We start from the raw sequence: 17,093 nt of genomic DNA, 5'->3' as shown, positions 1-17,093 counted from the left end.
CCATTAACCATTTGCGGCGCCGTTCTTGCATCCAGCGAGGGCGGCCCCCGGAGACCTAGATGAGCACCACCACGACCGCAGACGCCCCCGAAGCGCCCGCCGCGCCGGATGGGCCGCTGCTCGACCTCACCGACGCCGGGGTCAAGAAGTTCATCAAGCAGGCCAAGGCCCGCGGCTATGTCACCATGGACGAGCTGAACAAGGTTCTGCCGTCGGAAGAGGTGACGTCCGAGGCCATCGAAGACACCCTGGCCATGCTCTCCGAGATGGGCGTCAACGTGGTCGAGGCCGAGGAGGACGCGGCCGAGAGCGAAGGCGGCGAGGTCGCCGTGCGCGAAGAGACCGCAGTCGCCGAGTCCGCGGACAAGCAGAGCGCCTACGACCGCACCGACGACCCCGTGCGCATGTACCTGCGCGAGATGGGCTCCGTGGAGCTGCTGTCGCGCGAGGGCGAGATCGCCATCGCCAAACGCATCGAGGCCGGCCGCGACACGATGATCCGCGGCCTGTGCGAAAGCGCCCTGACCTTCGAAGCCATCATGGTGTGGCGCGAGGAACTGGCGCAGGGCCGCATCCTGCTGCGCGAGGTCATCGACCTCGAGCAGACCTACGGCGGCCAGGTGGCCCAGGCCCTGAGCGACGAGGCGGTGGCCGGCGAGGCCTCCGACAGCGAGGCGGCCGTCCGCAGCGAGGACGACGAGGACGAGGATGGCGGCGCCGCGGCGGCCAAGGCCGAATCCGACGACGACGACTTCGACGACGGCGCCGGCCCGACCATCAGCGCGATGGAGGCCGAGCTGCGCGAAGGGGTGATGGCCACCCTGGACGCCATCGCCGGCGAGTTCGAAAGCTTCCGCCGCCTGCAGGAAAAGCTGGTCGAGCACCGGCTGAAGGGCGAGCAGCTGGCCGACAGCGAGCGTGTGGCCTACGAGGCCGCCACGGGCGCCATCGTGCAGCACCTGAAGACGCTGAAGCTGAACAACAACCGCATCGAGGCGCTGGTCGAGCAGCTGTATGCGATCAACAAGCGCCTGATGGGCCTGGAGGGGCGCCTGCTGCGCCTGGCCGACAGCTACGGCATCAGCCGCGGCGAATTCCTGAAGGCGTACTTCGGCTCGGAAATGGATCCGGCCTGGGCCCAGAAGGTGCCGCAGCTGGGCATCCGCTGGACCAAGTTCGTCGAGAACGACGCCCACCAGATCAGCGACATCCGCCAGGAGATCGCCACCCTGGCCACCGAGTCCGGCGTGCCGATCGACGACTACCGCCGCATCGTCCAGACCGTGCAGAAGGGCGAGCGCGAGGCGCGTCAGGCCAAGAAGGAAATGGTCGAGGCCAACCTGCGCCTGGTGATCTCGATCGCCAAGAAGTACACCAACCGCGGCCTGCAGTTCCTGGACCTGATCCAGGAAGGCAACATCGGCCTGATGAAGGCGGTGGACAAGTTCGAGTACCGCCGCGGCTACAAGTTCTCGACCTACGCCACCTGGTGGATCCGGCAGGCGATCACCCGCAGCATTGCCGACCAGGCAAGAACCATCCGCATCCCGGTGCACATGATCGAGACGATCAACAAGATCGTCCGCACCAGCCGCCAGATGCTGCACGAGATCGGCCGCGAGCCGACCCCGGAGGAGCTGGCCGAGAAGCTGGCCATGCCGCTGGAGAAGGTGCGCAAGGTGCTGAAGATCGCCAAGGAGCCGATCTCCCTCGAAACGCCGATCGGCGACGAGGAAGACAGCCACCTGGGCGACTTCATCGAGGATAAGAACGCGGTGCTGCCGATCGATGCGGCGATCCAGTCGAACCTGCGCGAGACCACCACCCGCGTGCTGGCTTCGCTGACGCCGCGCGAGGAGCGCGTGCTGCGCATGCGCTTCGGCATCGGCATGAACACCGACCACACCCTGGAAGAGGTCGGCCAGCAGTTCTCGGTGACCCGCGAGCGCATCCGTCAGATCGAGGCCAAGGCGCTGCGCAAGCTCAAGCACCCCAGCCGCAGCCGCAAGCTGCGCAGCTTCCTCGACAGCTGACGCCTGCCGCCCGTCGGCAAGCCTTGCGGGGAGGTCGGAAACGGCCTCCCCGTTTTGCTGCGCTCTGTCCGCCACAGCGCCCGGATCACGGAAAGCGAAGGGTCTGATCCCGAAGCTTTGATCGAACGGCGTTTGCCGTCAGGGCTGACGCTGCGTTAGGGTAAAGGCGTTGGGGAAGGAGGCTCTGATGTACTTCATCGAGCACCGCAAGGGACGCTTCCCGCTCAAGCGCGAGACCAGCGCCGCCCCCGGTATCGACGCCGTCCTGGCCGCCGCCATGCTGCGGGCCCGCGACATCGGCGCCGACAACATCGTCATCCTCGGCCGCAACGGCCGCGTGGCCGGCGTGTTCTCGACCCACAGCGCCAACATCGACTGAAGCCAGCGTCGACTGACGCCAGCAGGGGCGGCGGTTGCTGCGCCGCAATTGGCGTTCGGCGGTCGCCTGGTCGACTCGGGGCGTGGCGCGGCGACCCGGCCGCCGCCCATGGGCGGGCCGGACACCCGCCGGCGGCAGAATGATCGCGTACAATTGATTGGTTGCAAACGTGAAATAGTTTGCATGCGTGACGCACGGGGACCCCGTTCGTGTCATCTGGGTAATCATTGATAATCAGAAATCGCGAGTCGTTCTCAAGTTATCGACGCTAAGTCAGGGCGTGGCGCGTCAATGCCTTGCAGGACAACGGCTCCGAGATCCGAGAGATCGTCCTGTAAGCCTCAATCCAGAGGAAGATTGCACCTACCGGATGTCTGCATCCGCGCGATGACACACGCCATGCCTGTGTTGTCGAGATTCAACGCCAATATTCGACATCCAAACAGCCGTATTGACAGATCGCCGAGCCGATACCTCTACTTGCTTCAAACCCCGGTTGCCCGTTCGCGCAGGGGGCCGGAATCAAGAAGCGCGAGGAAACGTCAGCACGAGCCGCGGCAAACGCGGCCGTTGGGAGGTGTTCGGATGTCAAATACTCTGCAAACGCGGAGCGCTTTGCTCGTGGGCGCGTCAGTGGCGGCAATCGTCGCCCTGGGGTCCACCGCTCAGGCCGCCACCGCAGCCGCCTCGGGGAGCAGCAGTTCTGATCAGCCCACAACCCTGGGCGAGCTGGTGATCACCGCCGAGCGCCACGCTGAAAACCTGCAGGATACGCCCATCGCGGTGTCCGCCTTCTCCGAGGAGAAGCTCAAGACCCAGCGGCTTGACGGCGGCCAGAACCTCGAAGTCTCGATCCCGAACGCGAACTTCTCGCGCGGCAACTTCGGCGGCTACAACTTCCAGATCCGCGGCGTGGGCACCAAGGTGGTCGGGTCCGGCGGCACATCCGGCGTCAGCTTCAACATCAATGAACTGCCGGTCGCGGCCAACCACTTCGCCGACACCGACTTCTACGACGTGCAGCGCGTCGAGGTGCTGCGCGGCCCGCAGGGCACCCTCTATGGGCGCAACGCCACGGGCGGCGCGGTCAACGTCATCACCAACCAGCCGACCGAAGGCTTCGGCGGCAGCATCACCGGCGAGTATGGCGCCTACAACGAGCGCAAGCTGACCGGCTTCCTGAATTTCGGGCTCAACGACGAGTTCCGGGTCCGGCTCGCGGGCTTCTGGAAGAAGACCGACGGCTTCGGCCACAACAGCTTCACCGGCCACCACGTCGATGGCCTGGACCTGGGCTCGATCCGCGCCACCGTGTCCTTCAAGCCGAACGACAAGTTCAGCGCCTACCTCGTGTTCGAGCATTACCAGGAGAACGACACACGCAACCGCGTCGGCAAGCAGCTGTGCATCAAGGACCCGGGTCCGAGCCACATCGGCAGCTACACCACGAACGCGCTGGACCGTGAGTTCACCACCCAGGGCTGCGTGCCCGGCACGCTGTATCAGAATGCGGCCTATGGCACGCTTAACAGCTCCGGGACCCTGGGCGGCGAACTGACCAACCTGATCGGCCTGTCCAGCGGCGACGTGTTCGCCACCCACCCGCTGCAGAACCACAACCTGCATGACATCGAGTCGGCCATCGATCCCTACTACTACGCGCGGTCCGAGATGGTGGACCTGCACATGGAGTACCGGATCACCGACACCCTGACGCTGTCGTCGATCACCGGCTTCAACCACAACTGGGGCGCCTCGGCCGAGGACTACAATCGACTGGTCCCGACGATCCCGTTCAACACTGTGCCCGACCCGAACAACGCCTTCGCCTCGGCCGTGGGCGGGCAGGGGGTGTACACCTTCATCTACCAGTCGCTGTTCCCCGGCGGGGTGATCAACGACCCGCAGACCGGCGCCTCGAACAAGCTCAACAGCTTCGACTACGGCAATACCGAGGGCATCGAGTGGACGCAGGAGTTCCGCCTGTCGTCGTCTTTCTCGGGGCCGCTGAACTTCTCGGGCGGCCTGTTCTACTCCAGCGAGCGCAACCCGCAGGGCACCGTCAACTACTACGTCGAGAGCAGCTCGCTGACGGCCTTCTCGATGCTGAACAACGCCCTCGGCGGCGGGGTGTTGGGCGGCCCGGTGACCGTCGGCCAGGGCTATCCGCCGAACGGCGTCGGCCACAACTACTATGACGCCCGCTTCGGCGGCATCCTGCAGTCATACGCGGCGTTCGGCGAGGCCTACTGGCAGGCGACGCCGGACATCAAGGTGACCGCCGGCCTGCGCTACACCTCGGACAAGCTGAACAACACCCAGTACCCGATCCTGCTGCTGGTGCCGGGCTTCAGCGGCTTCCCGTCGGTGAACTGCACCACGGTGGTGAGCGCTACCTGCAACGTCAACCAGCGGCACACCTGGAACGCCCTGACCGGGCGCTTCAACGTCGACTGGACGCCGCACCTGTCGTTCACCGACAAGACCCTGGTCTATTTCACCTATTCGCGCGGCTACAAGGGCGGCGGCTTCAACACGCCCTGCCAGGGTAACCTCGGCCAGGCCGGCGGCGGCGCCTGCGGCTACGCGCTGCAGTTCAGCCCCGAATTCATCGACGCCGTCGAACTGGGCACCAAGAACACCCTGATGAACGGCGCGCTGACGCTCAACGGCGACTTCTTCTACTACAATTACAAGAACTATCAGATCTCCAAGATCGTCGCCGAGTCTTCGGTGAACGAGAACATCAACGCCAAGATTTACGGCGTGGAGTTCGAGGGCGTCTGGTCGCCGGTGCGCAATCTGACCCTGAACGCCAACGTCGGCTACCTGCACACGGAAATCACCGGTGGCGATTCCATCGACACCATGAACCTGACGCAGAGCGATCCGACCTATACCCTGCTGAAGACCGGCAGCGGCGCCAACTGCATCGTCGACACCGCGGGCCTGGCCACTCTGCTCAACGCCACCAGCGGCGCCCTGGGCGGGGCCGGCCTGACCAAGCTGTGCAGCGGCAACGCGACCGTTTCCGCGGCGGACTACAACGCGTTCCTGGTCAACGTCGCCGGCTTCAGCCAGGGCCAGGCCAACGCCTTCACCGGCGCGCCGGGGAGCCCCGGTGGGCTGCTCTACACCTACTCCGGCCGCGCTTCGATCGACGGGGTGGGGGTGGACCTCAAGGGCAAGCAACTGCCCAACTCGCCGCATTGGACGCTGAGCTTTGGCGCCCAGTACGTGTTCGAGCTGCCCGGCGAATGGAAGGCCACCCTGCGCGGCGACTACTACTGGCAGGCCGCCAGCTACGCCCGCATCTACAACGCGGTGAACGATCAGCTGAAGCCGTGGAACAACCTCAACGCCACCCTGACCTTCTCCAATGCAGACAAGGGCATCGACCTGCAGCTGTGGGTCAAGAACCTGACCAACAACCAGCCGCTGACCGACACCTACGTGACCGACCCCACCTCGGGGATGTTCACCAACGTGTTCACCCTCGATCCGCGCACCTACGGGGTGTCGCTGACCAAGCGTTTCTAGGGTCGATGCGCCGGCGGCGGGCCGACCCGGTCCGCCGCCGGTCCGCGTAGAAACGAGGCAGTCCGGGGCGCCGGCTGCATGAAATGTGAGGGCGCGGCGCAACACCGCCGCGCTTTTTTCCCGTGCCGGCGAAAATGCGGCGCGCGCGCAACATTCCAGGAGGCCCCTCCGGCTGACGCAGGGGCCACTTTTCTGATCGCTGATAACTTCGAAATCCTCTTCGGTCCGCCGCGGCGGGCCGAACCGTCAGGGTTGTGCGCAAGATATTGGAAAGCCTGCACGTTACCTGGCTCGCCCCGTATCCCTGTTGGGTTCGAGGGACAGGGCCCAAGCTCCAGTCTGGTGTCAGAGGTGGGAAGCTTTCCCTGACGTAAATCGGCTCGCCATGCGTCAAATATGGCCATCATGAAACATTGAGGGTTCAAACAGGCGTATTGACATGCTCGCCGGCCGCCGGAACTACTTCGGCCGCGCTGTGCATGGCCCCGCAAGACAGGTGGCCGGTTCCGGGCGCAGGGAAAACGTCAGCACGAGCCGCGACTAACGCGGCCGTTGGGAGGTGTTCGGATGCCAAATACTCTGCGTCTGCGGAGCGGATTACTCATGGGCGCCTCGCTGGTGGCGATGGCGACGCTGGGATCGACCGCGCACGCGGCGACCGCCGCGGCAGCGGCCGGCGCCGGAGCCGGCAGTTCGGACCAGCCGACCACCATCGGCGAACTTGTGATCACCGCAGAACGCCACGCCGAGAACCTGCAGGACACGCCCATCGCGGTGTCCGCCTTCTCCGGCGACACGCTGAAGACCAAGCGCCTCGACGGCGGCGAGAACCTGGAAACCTCGATCCCGAACGCGAACTTCTCGCGCAGCAACTTCGGCGGCTACAACTTCCAGATTCGCGGCGTCGGCACCAAGGTGATTGGCGCCGGCGGCACGTCCGGGGTCAGCTTCAACCTCAACGAACTGCCCGTCACGGCCAACCACTTCGCCGACGAAGAGTTCTATGACGTCTCGCGCGTGGAGGTGCTGCGTGGCCCGCAGGGCACCCTCTATGGCCGCAACGCCACCGGCGGCGCGGTGAACATCATCACCAACCAGCCCACCGACGGCTTCAACGGCAGCATCACGGGCGAATACGGGAACTACAGCGAGAAGAAGCTGACGGGCTTCGTCAACTTCGGCCTGAACGACGAGTTCAGGGTCCGCCTCGCCGGCTTCTGGAAGGACCACGACGGCTACGGCCTGAATTCGTACACGGGTGACCGCGTCGATGGGGAGAACGTGGGCTCGATCCGCGCCACGGTGTCGTTCAAGCCCAACGATCGGTTCAACGCCTACCTCGTGTACGAACACTTCGAGGAGAACGACACGCGCAATCGCGTGGGCAAGCAGCTCTGCATCAAGGATCCGGGCCCCAGCACGGTCGGTGGCTACACGACGAGCGCGCTCGACAAGGAGTTCATGACCCAGGGCTGCCAGGCCGGCTCGCTCTATAGTCCGGCGTCCTATGGCACCCTGAACAGCTCGGGCACCCTGGGCGGAGAGCTGGCCAACATCCTCGGCCTGACCAGCGGCGACGTGTTCGCCAACCATCCGCTGCAGAACCGCAATCTGCACGACATCGAGTCGAGCATTAATCCGCTCTACAAGGCGCGATCGGAAACCGTCGACTTCCACATGGAATGGCGGATCACCGACAATCTGACCCTCAGCTCGGTGACCGGCTACAACCACGCCTGGGGCACGTCGGCGGAAGACTACAACCGTCTGGTGCCGCTGATCGGCTTCAACGCCACGCCGGATCCGAACAACGGCATCGCCGGGGCCGTGGGCGGCCAGGCCACCTACGCCTACCTCTACAGCCTGCTGTTCCCGGGCGGCGTGGTCTCCGACCCGCAGACCGGCACCTCCAACAAGCTGAACAGCTTCGACTACGGCACGTCGGAAGACATCGAGTGGACGCAGGAGTTCCGCCTGTCGTCGTCGTTCTCCGGCCCGCTGAACTTCTCCGGCGGCCTGTTCTATTCCAGCAACCGCACGCCGAACGGCACGTCCAACTACTACGTCGAAAGCAGCTCGCTCACCGCCTTCTCGCAGATGAACAACCTGCTGGGCGGCGGTCTTCTGGGCGGCCCGGTCACCATCGGCGCCGGCTATCCGCCGGACGGAACCGGGCACAACTACTACGACAGCCGCGGCGGCAGCCTGCTGCAGTCCTATGCGGCCTTCGGCGAGGCCTATTGGCAGGCGACGCCGGACATCAAGATCACCGCCGGCCTGCGCTACACCAGCGACCACCTGCAGTACGAACAGTACCCGATCCTGCTGCTGGTGCCGGGCTTCTCGGGCTTCCCGACGACCGACTGCACCACCGTCGTCAGCGCCACCTGCAACATCAACCAGCGCCACGTCTGGAACGCGCTGACCGGTCGCTTCAACGTCGACTGGACGCCGCACCTGTCGTTCACCGACAAGACCCTGGTCTACTTCACCTATTCCCGCGGCTATAAGGGCGGCGGTTTCAACACCCCGTGCCAGGGCAACCTGGGCGAGGCGGGTGGCGGCGCCTGCGGCTACTCGCTGCAGTTCTCCCCCGAGTTCATCGACGCCTTCGAACTGGGCACCAAGAACACCCTGCTGAACGGTCAGCTGACGCTGAACGCCGACTTCTTCTACTACAACTACAAGAACTACCAGATCTCCAAGATCGTGGCGGAGTCCTCGGTCAACGAGAACATCAACGCCAAGATCTACGGCGCCGAGTTCGAGGGCGTCTGGTCGCCGGTGCGCAACCTCACCCTGAACGCCAACGTCGGCTATCTGCATACGGAGATCACGGGCGGCGACTCGATCGACACCCTGAACCTGACGGGCAGCGATCCGACCTATGTGCTGCTGAAGACGGGCAGCGGGGCCAACTGCATCGTGGACTCGGCCGGCATCGCCCAGCTGCTGACCGCGACCAGCGACGCGCTCGGCGGCGCCGCCCTGACCAAGATCTGCGGCGGTCCGACGGCCTACAGCGCCTTCCTGACCACGCCGGTGGCTTCCGGTGGCGCTGGCCTGAGCACGGCGACGGCCAACTTCTTCACCGGCGCGCTCTACAACTACGGCTCCAACGCCTCGATCGACGGCGTCTCGGTGAACCTGAAGGGCAAGGAGCTGCCGAACTCGCCGCATTGGACGCTCAACTTCGGCGCCCAGTACGTGTTCGAGCTGCCCGGCGACTGGAAGGCCACCCTGCGCGGCGACTACTACTGGCAGGCCTCCAGCTACGCCCGCATCTACAACGCGGTGAACGATCAGCTGAAGGCGTGGAACAACCTCAACGCCACCCTGACCTTCTCCAACGTGGACAAGGGCGTCGACCTGCAGCTGTGGGTGAAGAACCTCACCAACAACCAGCCGATCACTGACACCTATGTGACCGACGCCACGTCGGGCCTGTTCACCAACGTGTTCACGCTCGATCCGCGCACCTACGGGGTGTCGCTGACCAAGAAGTTCTAGGACCCCGGGATCGCCGCGCGGCTCAGGCCCCGCGGCGCCTTCGGAAAGAAAATGGCGGGCGGCGGGAATATCCCGCCGCCCGTCTGCGTCTCATCTCCCGACACCCGCTCGATGGAGATGAGATCGATGGCCAACCGAAGCGATGACCTGCCCGACGCCGGCCGCCGCGGCGCCCTGAAGTGCATGGCCTGGGCCGGAACCGGCGTGGTCTGGGGCCTGGCCGGCGGCCTGCCGATGGGCCTCGGCCTGGAGGCGGCCAACGCGGCGACGCGCACCGCCGGGACGAAGCCCTTCACCTTCGTGCAGGTCAGCGACAGCCACATCGGCTTTGCCAAGCCGGCCAACCCGGACGCCCGCGCCACCTTCCGCGAGGCGGTGGCCAAGATCCGGGCCCTGCCGGACAGCCCGGCCTTCATCGTCCACACCGGCGACGTCAGCCAGCTCTCCAAGGACCAGGAATTCGACGACGCCGACCAGATCCTCAAGGAAGCCGGCCTGCCGGTGTTCCACGTTCCTGGCGAGCACGACGTTCTGGATGACGGCGCCGGCAAGGCCTTTCTCGCCCGCTATGGCGCGCTGCCGGACGGCCGCAGGGCGCAGGGCGCCGGGTGGTACAGCTTCGATCATTCCGGCGTCCACTTCGTCGCCCTGATCAATGTGCTGAACCTCAAGGCGGGCGGCCTTGGCAGCCTGGGACATGAGCAGCTGGCGTGGCTCAGGGCGGATCTCGCCGGCCGCTCGGCTTCCACGCCGATCGTGGTGCTGGCCCACATCCCGCTGTGGTCGGTCTATCCCGACTGGGGGTGGGGCACCGACGACGCCGGCGAGGCGCTGAAGCTGCTCTCGCGGTTCGGCTCGGTGACCGTGCTCAACGGCCACATCCATCAGGTGCTGCAGAAGGTCGAGGGCCGTGTCGCCTTCCACACCGCCCGCTCCACCGCCTTCCCGCAGCCCGCGCCAGGGCAGGGACCGTCGCCCGGCCCGATGAAGGTGCCCGCCGAACAGCTGCGCGGCGTGCTGGGCGTGCGCCAGGTCGACTTCGTCCGCGCCGGCCAGCCGCTGGCCGTCATCGAAACCCCGCTGGCCTGAGCGCCGCGCTCGACTTTCCAGGAGATTCTCAGTGTTCAAGTCCAACGCCGCGCGTGCGGCGCTCATCGCCTTCGCCCTGATGGGTGGTGTTTGCATCGGGGGCGGCCTCGCGCTCGCCGCGGCCCCGGCGCCGGCGACGGCCAGCGCCCCGGTGGTCACCATCGGCAACTTCACCTTCGGCCCGATGACCCTGACCGTGCCGGTCGGAGGCCAGGTCACCTGGGTCAACGACGACGACGTGCCGCACACGGTGGTCGCCACCGACGGGACATTCCGCTCGCACCCCATCGACTCCGAGGAACGCTTCAGCTTCACCTTCACCAAGCCCGGCGTGTACAGCTACTTCTGTTCGCTGCACCCGCGCATGGTCGGAAAGGTGATCGTCAAGCGTCCGTGACCGCATATGCCCCGCCAGCACAGTCCAGGCAGCGGCCGGGTGGTGTCCATCCGCCCTCCGCTCGCCCCGCTCGGCCGCCGTCCCGCCCGGGACGGGGAGGGCGCTGACGTGCCGGCGGAGCGATCGCTTCCGAGCCGCCGGGGCCTCGATCCGGCCGGTTCGGGCGGAACCGCGTCGGCCTCATCCAGTCCCTCGCAACCGGCGCGGTTCCGCAGCCTTGTCCTGCCCCACCTCGACAGCGCCTACGGCTTCGCCCGCTATCTGTGCCGCGACCCGGCCGCCGCCGAGGACATCGCCCAGGAGGCGATGCTCAAGGCCTACCGCGCCTGGGACGGCTATCGCGGCGGCGAGCCCAAGGCCTGGCTGCTGTCGATCGTGCGCAACGCCTATTTCGACTGGGCCCGCGCCCGCCAGACCTGGGACGCCCGCACCGTGAACGATCCAGATCTCGCCGAAGCCGTAGCCGACGATCCCGAGGCGGGCGCCGAGGCCGCCCTGATCCGGCGCGGCGACGCGGCCGCCCTGCGCGCCGCGATCGAGGCTCTGCCGGAGCCGTTCCGCGAAGCGCTGGTGCTGAAGGACCTCGAGGAGCTCAGCTACAAGGAGATCGCCGAGGCGACCGGCGCGCCGATCGGCACGGTGATGTCGCGCCTGGCGCGGGCGCGGCAGATGCTGGCCAAGGCCATGGGATTGGCGCAGGAGGCGGTTCGATGAGCGCCTGCGACGACAAGCTGTTGCTGCTGAACGCCCTGGCGGACGGCGAGCTGGACGCCGGTCACGCGCTGGATCTGGAAGCGCACATGAAGACCTGCCCGGGCTGTTCGGCCGCCTGGGCGGAGCTGGCCGAGGTCAAGGCCGCGCTCAGGGCGCCGGGCCTTGTGGACCGGGCGCCGGAGGGCCTGCGCGGACGGGTGTTCGCCGCGCTCGAGGCGGAGTACGCCCAGGCCGCGGCGGACGCCGCGCCCGCGACCCCGGCCCCGACCGTGCTGGCGACCCCGCGCCGCCGGCGCTTCGCGGTGGAGACCTGGATCGCCGGCGGGTCGGTCACCGCCCTGGCGGCCAGCCTTGCGCTGTTCACCGCCATCGGGCCCGTGGGGGGCGACCTGCCGATGGAGCTGGTGGACGGCCACGTCCGTTCGCTGCAGGCCCAGCACCTGGTCGACGTCGAGACCTCGGACCGGCACACGGTGAAGCCCTGGTTCGACGGCAAGATCGACTTCGCCCCGCCGGTCGCCGACCTCGCCGACGCCGGCTATCCGCTGGTGGGCGGGAGGCTGGACTACGTCGACCAGAAGACCGCCGCGGCGCTGGTGTTCCGCCGCCGGGCGCACGTCATCAACCTGTTCATCTGGCCAGGCCAGGCGCCGGCCGAGCCACAGCTGATCCGCCGCAAGGGCTACGCCCTGGTCCGCTGGGGCCGCGGCGGCCTGGTCTACTGGGCGGTGTCCGACGTGGATGCGCCGGATCTGGAGAACTTCCAGAAGGTGTATGAGGCGCGGACGGGAGGGTAGGGGAGGCATCACTAGCCATTTCCCTTTCCGTCACCCCGGGCGGAGCGCAGCGAAGACCCGGGGCCATCCGTGCGGGCGCTTAGAAGACGGTGAACCTCCGCTTCAGTCGCAGCGGCATCTGGAATCTGCCTGGGTTGCTCGACCGCCGGCCCCGGATCGGCGCGCTTCGCGCTTGTCCGGGGTGACGGGAGGATAGTGTCCCCTCAGCGCACCCGCAGCGTGGTGATCTGGAACGGGCGCACGTCCAGCGCCACCGCGTTGTCCGTCACCGCCAGCGCCTCACCGGGGTCTTCTAGGGTGTTGCTGATCGTCACCGTCGAGACCTTCGGGCCGAAGTCGAGGCGCACCGGCCCGCGCACGCCGTCGCTCTCGTAGAGGCGCACGATCCAGCCGTCGCCGTCCTCGGCCGGCTTGACGGTGTCGACCACGACGTTGGCGGCGGACGCGCGGACCAGCGGCTGCGCCAGCGCCGGGGCGACCGGGCCGCCGGCCCACAGTATCGGCCGGGCGAAGCACGCGGCCTCGCGCACCGTCGCCGCCGCGCGCCAGTCGTCGCTGTGCGGATAGAGGGCGAAGGCGAAGCGATGCACGGTGAGGTCCGCTCCGGGGTCGGGCGACATGGCGCCGCGCACCAGGGTCAGGGTCATGTCGCCGCCCAGGCACGAGAAGCCGTGGCGGGCGTCGCTGAGCAGCGAGACGCCGAAGCCCGGTTCCGACAGGTCGGCCCAGCGCTGGCCGGGGACCTCGTACTGCGCGGCGTCCGCGTCGGTGTTGGCGTGCGTCGGCCGCTCGGCGACCCCGAACATGGTCTCGTAGGTGGCCCGCGGGGCGGTGACGGCGAGCGGGAACAGCGCCTTGACCAGGGTGCGCCGGTCCTTCCAGTCGAGTTCGTTCTCGACCCGCAGGCAGCGGCCGCCGGCGTCCAGGCTGACGGTCTGGATCAGGCGGCTATGCCGGCCGAGCGGGCGGCTGAAGCGCACCGCGGCCCGCAGCGGGCCCTCGGCGATCACCTCGGCGGCGTCGGCCAGCTGGCCGTCCTCGGCGGTTTCCCAGGCGAACGGGTCGATGTCCCAGGCCTCGTAGTTGGTGGGCCGGTCGTCCAGCAGCAGGATGCGGTTGGCGGGCGCCGCCAGCGCCTCGCGGCCGCTGGCCTTGTGCAGCAGCGAGCGGACCAGGCCGTCAGCGGTGAGCCGGGCGCGGATCTGGCCGTTCTCGAGCACGATGGCCGCGCCTTCGCGGGTGAGGGACACCGCTTCCGGCGCGGCGCCGACCTGGCCGGCCGCCATCGGCGGCGCGGTGACATAGGCCAGCTCCCCGTCCGGCCGGCGGGCCACCTCGGCGCGGGCATGGCCCAGGGTGTTGACCGGCGTCGCCGGGCCCTCGCCGCTCGCCAGGGCCGCCAGCAGCGTCCCGGCCATGGCCTCGGCCGCCTCGGCCACCTCGGTCAGCTCGCGCTCGGTGCGCTGGTACACCTCGGTGATCGAGCTGCCGGGCAGGATGTCGTGGAACTGGTTGGTCAGCACCACGCGCCACAGGGCCTCGATCTCGCCCGGCGCCGGCGCCGGCAGGCCCGCAACCGCGCAGGCGGTGGCCAGGAATTCCAGCGCCTGCAGCCGGGTCTCGCACAGCCGGTTGAGCCGCTTGGTCTCCGACTGGCTGGTGTAGACGCCGCGGTGGTACTCGAAATAGAGCTCGCCCTGGATCACCGCCAGGTCGTCCGACGCCAGCGCCAGGCGATCGAAGAACGCTTCCGGCGTGCGGATCGCGGTGCGCGGGGTTCCCTGCAGATCGGCCGTACGGCGCAAGGTCTCGATCATGTCGGCGTTCGCCCCGCCGCCGCCGTCGCCGAAGCCGAACAGGTAGAGGGCGTCGGCCGTGCGGTCGGCGTCCTTGTAGTTGGCCGCGTGGTAGCGCAGCTCCTGCACCTCGCACTCGCCGTTGTAGGTGTCGGCCGGCGGGAAGTGGGTCAGCACGGCGCTGCCGTCGATGCCCTTCCAGTGGAAGCTGTGGTGCGGCGGCGCGGTGAAGCGGTTCCACGACAGTTTCTGGGTCAGGAAGCGGGTCATCCCCGCCTCGCGCATCAGCTGCGGCAGCTGACCGTCGTAGCCGAACACGTCCGGGTTCCAGAAGATCGTCGAGCGGCGGCCGAAGGTGGTCTCGAAATACCGCTGCCCGTAGAGGAACTGCCGACAGAGGCTCTCGCCCCAGGGCAGGTTGCAGTCCGGCTCGACCCAGGCGCCGCCGATCGGCAGCCACTGGCCGGTCTCCACCTTGGCGCGGATGCGTGCGAAGAGGTCCGGGTCGACCGCCTCGATGGTGGCGTACTGATAGGCCTGCGAGACGGCGAACTTGAAGTCCGGATAGCGGTCCATCAGTCCGACGGCGGTGGAGAAGGTGCGCTGCGCCTTGCGCCGCGTCTCGTCGATCGGCCACAGCCAGGCGGTGTCGAGGTGGGCGTGCGCCACGGCCGACATCTCGTGCGTCACCGAGCCGTTGCGCGCGGCCAGCAGGCCGGAGAGGATCGGCCGGGCCGCGGCCCAGGTGGTGGGGTCCTCCGGCTCGATCAGGTTGCAGACCCGGTTGAGGTCGTTCAGCAGCTTGCCGGCCCAGGCGTTGTCCAGCGCCGGGCGGACGATCCGGGCGCCGACGCCGCCGGTCGAGCGCAGGGTCTGGGCCGGTTCGCGGTCGGCCTCGAGCTGGCGCAGCACGTCGAAGTCGTGAAACAGGCTCCAGGCCTCGGGGTCGAAGCGGCGCAGTTCGCAGGCGATCAGGCGGTAGGGATCGGGGCCCTTGCGCTCGGCTTCGTCGCCGCGGCCGAACATGCCGTTGCAGGCCACCTCGACGTGGAAGGTCAGGGTCTCGCCGCCGGCGGCCCTGGGCAGGAGGATGGCCGCGTGGCGGCCGGGATTGAGCCCCTGGTGCGAACGGCCGTCCAGCCACAGCAGGCCCTCGGAGCGGGAATCCCACCACAGGTCCACCCGTTGGCCGGCCCAGGCTTCGGGCACATGCGCCGTCACCCGAACCCAGTAGGTGGCGAACAGCGGACCCAGCACCTCGCCGATCGCCGCGTCGCGATAGGGCAGGGCGATCCCCTCGGCATGGGGGATGCGACCCACCGGGCCGCAGATCTCGATCCGCTGCACGGCGACCTTTTCCGGGTATATCGCCCGCCGCAGCCGCGAGCCGAACTGGCGGACGCGATCGCGGGTGTAGCTGGCGTAGCGGCCGCGCGTGCGCCGCATCGGCGCGCCCAGGTCACTGGCGGCCGACAGTTCCCCGTCTCGACCCACGTCCGACTCTCCCGCCTGTTGTTGGGTTCGCGATCCGCCCAGGGGCGCTATTTGCTCAGGGCGGCGTACACCAGCTTCTGGAACATGGGCAGGGCCACCCGCCCGCCCATCCGCTGGCCGGTGGCCAGCTGGGCCGCGGCTTCGGGGCCGAGCGGCATGGAGTTCTGGATCAGGTAGATCAGGATCATGTCCTCCACCGGATCGGCCTGCCACCAGGTGCCGAAGGCGCCCGGCCAGCCGAAGCTGCCCTCCGAGCCCGCGCCCATCCACTCGGCCTTCGCCGGGTCGGTGATCACCGAAACCCCCAGGCCGAAGCCCTGGCCCAGCCAGAACGGAATGCCCATGAACGGGATTTCCCGCTGGGCCTCGGTCAGGCGGTTGGCGCGCATCAGCTGCACCGTCTCGGCCTTCAGCAGCCGCACGCCGTCCAGCTCGCCGTCGTTGAGCAGCAGGCGGGCGAACTTCAGATAGTCGTCGGCCGTGGAGATCAGGCCGCCGCCCCCGCCGCAGAAGGCCGGCGGCGCGTCGTATTGCGCGAACGGGACCGGCTCCAGAGCCTCCAGCTTGTCGTCCATCCGATAGACCACCGCGGCGCGGTCGCGCTTCTCGGGCGGCACGTAGAAGTCGGTGTCGTGCATCCCCAGAGGCTTGAAGATCCGTTCCATCAGGAACTCGCGGAAGCCCGTGCCGGCGATGCGGCCGACCAGGAAGCCGAGTACGTCGGTCGCGTGGCTGTAGTGGAAGCGCTCGCCCGGCGGATAGGACAGCGGCAGACTGGCGATGGCCTCCATCCAGGCGTCCGGCGTGGTGTTGATCGACAGCACGTCGCCCAGCGCCTTCTGGTAGGCGTGCGCGATCGGCCCGATCGAGGTGAAGCCGTAGGCCAGGCCCGCGCGGTGGGTGAATAGGTCGTCGAAGGTGATCTCGCGCGGGGCGTCGTAGACGTCTTCCACCGGCCCCTGCGCATCCTTCAGCACCTTCATGCCGGTGAACTCGGGCGCCCACTTGGTGATCGGGTCGTCGAGCTTGAACTTGCCCTCTTCCATCAGCATCAGCGCCGCGACGCTGGTGATCGGCTTGGTCATCGAGGCGATGCGGAACAGGGTGTCGCGCTGCATCGGCTTGCCGGCGGCGATGTCGCGCTGGCCCTGGGTGGTGACCTGGGCGATCTCGCCCTTGCGCCAGATCAGGGTCACGGCGCCGGAAAGGTCGCCCGCTTCGATCACGCCGCTGAGCGCGCCCGGGACACGGGCCAGGGCCTGTGGATCGAATCCGCTGAGGGTTGCGCCGGCGTCGTCCATGGTTTCCTCCCGTCAGGTCTGCCGCGACGATAGCGGGGAAAGT

At 67.8% G+C, this 17,093-nt stretch carries 10 protein-coding genes; 8 read left to right on the top strand and 2 right to left on the bottom strand.

Annotation, left to right across the window (positions count from 1 at the left end):
* Nucleotides 1-59 precede the first annotated feature (59 nt).
* The 8 genes from rpoD (at nucleotide 60) to ACO2Q3_RS03250 (ending at nucleotide 12,459) form a co-directional block, all read left to right on the top strand.
* On the top strand, nucleotides 60-2,033 hold the full coding sequence (gene rpoD, locus ACO2Q3_RS03285) for an RNA polymerase sigma factor RpoD (RefSeq protein WP_423305004.1): 1,974 nt from the start codon (nucleotides 60-62) through the stop codon (nucleotides 2,031-2,033).
* A gap of 187 nt (nucleotides 2,034-2,220) precedes the next feature.
* Nucleotides 2,221-2,412, top strand: a complete 192-nt coding sequence (locus tag ACO2Q3_RS03280) for a hypothetical protein (protein WP_423305002.1) — start codon at nucleotides 2,221-2,223, stop codon at nucleotides 2,410-2,412.
* A 633-nt stretch (nucleotides 2,413-3,045) separates the two neighbouring features.
* The gene (locus ACO2Q3_RS03275; RefSeq protein ID WP_423305001.1) at nucleotides 3,046-5,952 is read left to right on the top strand and encodes a TonB-dependent receptor; all 2,907 of its coding nucleotides are present in this window, start codon (nucleotides 3,046-3,048) and stop codon (nucleotides 5,950-5,952) included.
* Nucleotides 5,953-6,555: 603 nt separating this feature from the next.
* A complete protein-coding gene (locus ACO2Q3_RS03270) occupies nucleotides 6,556-9,462 on the top strand; it encodes a TonB-dependent receptor (protein WP_423305000.1) in 2,907 nt (968 codons plus the stop codon).
* Between the two features lie 126 nt (nucleotides 9,463-9,588).
* Nucleotides 9,589-10,551 (top strand): metallophosphoesterase family protein, encoded by a 963-nt coding sequence (locus tag ACO2Q3_RS03265; protein WP_423304998.1) that lies wholly within the window; start codon nucleotides 9,589-9,591, stop codon nucleotides 10,549-10,551.
* A gap of 31 nt (nucleotides 10,552-10,582) precedes the next feature.
* A complete protein-coding gene (locus tag ACO2Q3_RS03260; protein WP_423304997.1) occupies nucleotides 10,583-10,948 on the top strand; it encodes a cupredoxin domain-containing protein in 366 nt (121 codons plus the stop codon).
* A gap of 108 nt (nucleotides 10,949-11,056) precedes the next feature.
* The gene (locus tag ACO2Q3_RS03255) at nucleotides 11,057-11,662 is read left to right on the top strand and encodes a sigma-70 family RNA polymerase sigma factor (protein ID WP_423304995.1); all 606 of its coding nucleotides are present in this window, start codon (nucleotides 11,057-11,059) and stop codon (nucleotides 11,660-11,662) included.
* Nucleotides 11,659-12,459 carry an anti-sigma factor family protein gene (locus tag ACO2Q3_RS03250; protein WP_423304994.1) on the top strand — a complete coding sequence of 267 codons (801 nt, stop codon included), beginning with the start codon at nucleotides 11,659-11,661 and terminating at the stop codon, nucleotides 12,457-12,459. The genes ACO2Q3_RS03255 and ACO2Q3_RS03250 overlap by 4 nt, the downstream gene beginning before the upstream one ends.
* A gap of 203 nt (nucleotides 12,460-12,662) precedes the next feature.
* Here ACO2Q3_RS03250 and ACO2Q3_RS03245 read toward each other — a convergent pair whose 3' ends face one another.
* Nucleotides 12,663-15,749 (bottom strand): alpha-mannosidase, encoded by a 3,087-nt coding sequence (locus tag ACO2Q3_RS03245; RefSeq protein ID WP_423304992.1) that lies wholly within the window; start codon nucleotides 15,747-15,749, stop codon nucleotides 12,663-12,665.
* A gap of 47 nt (nucleotides 15,750-15,796) precedes the next feature.
* The gene (locus tag ACO2Q3_RS03240; RefSeq protein ID WP_423304991.1) at nucleotides 15,797-17,050 is read right to left on the bottom strand and encodes a serine hydrolase domain-containing protein; all 1,254 of its coding nucleotides are present in this window, start codon (nucleotides 17,048-17,050) and stop codon (nucleotides 15,797-15,799) included.
* Nucleotides 17,051-17,093 lie beyond the last annotated feature (43 nt).

Source organism: Caulobacter sp. KR2-114 (assembly GCF_049446115.1).
Lineage (GTDB): Bacteria > Pseudomonadota > Alphaproteobacteria > Caulobacterales > Caulobacteraceae > Acaudatibacter.
This window is presented reverse-complemented; position numbering and strand designations above follow the sequence as displayed.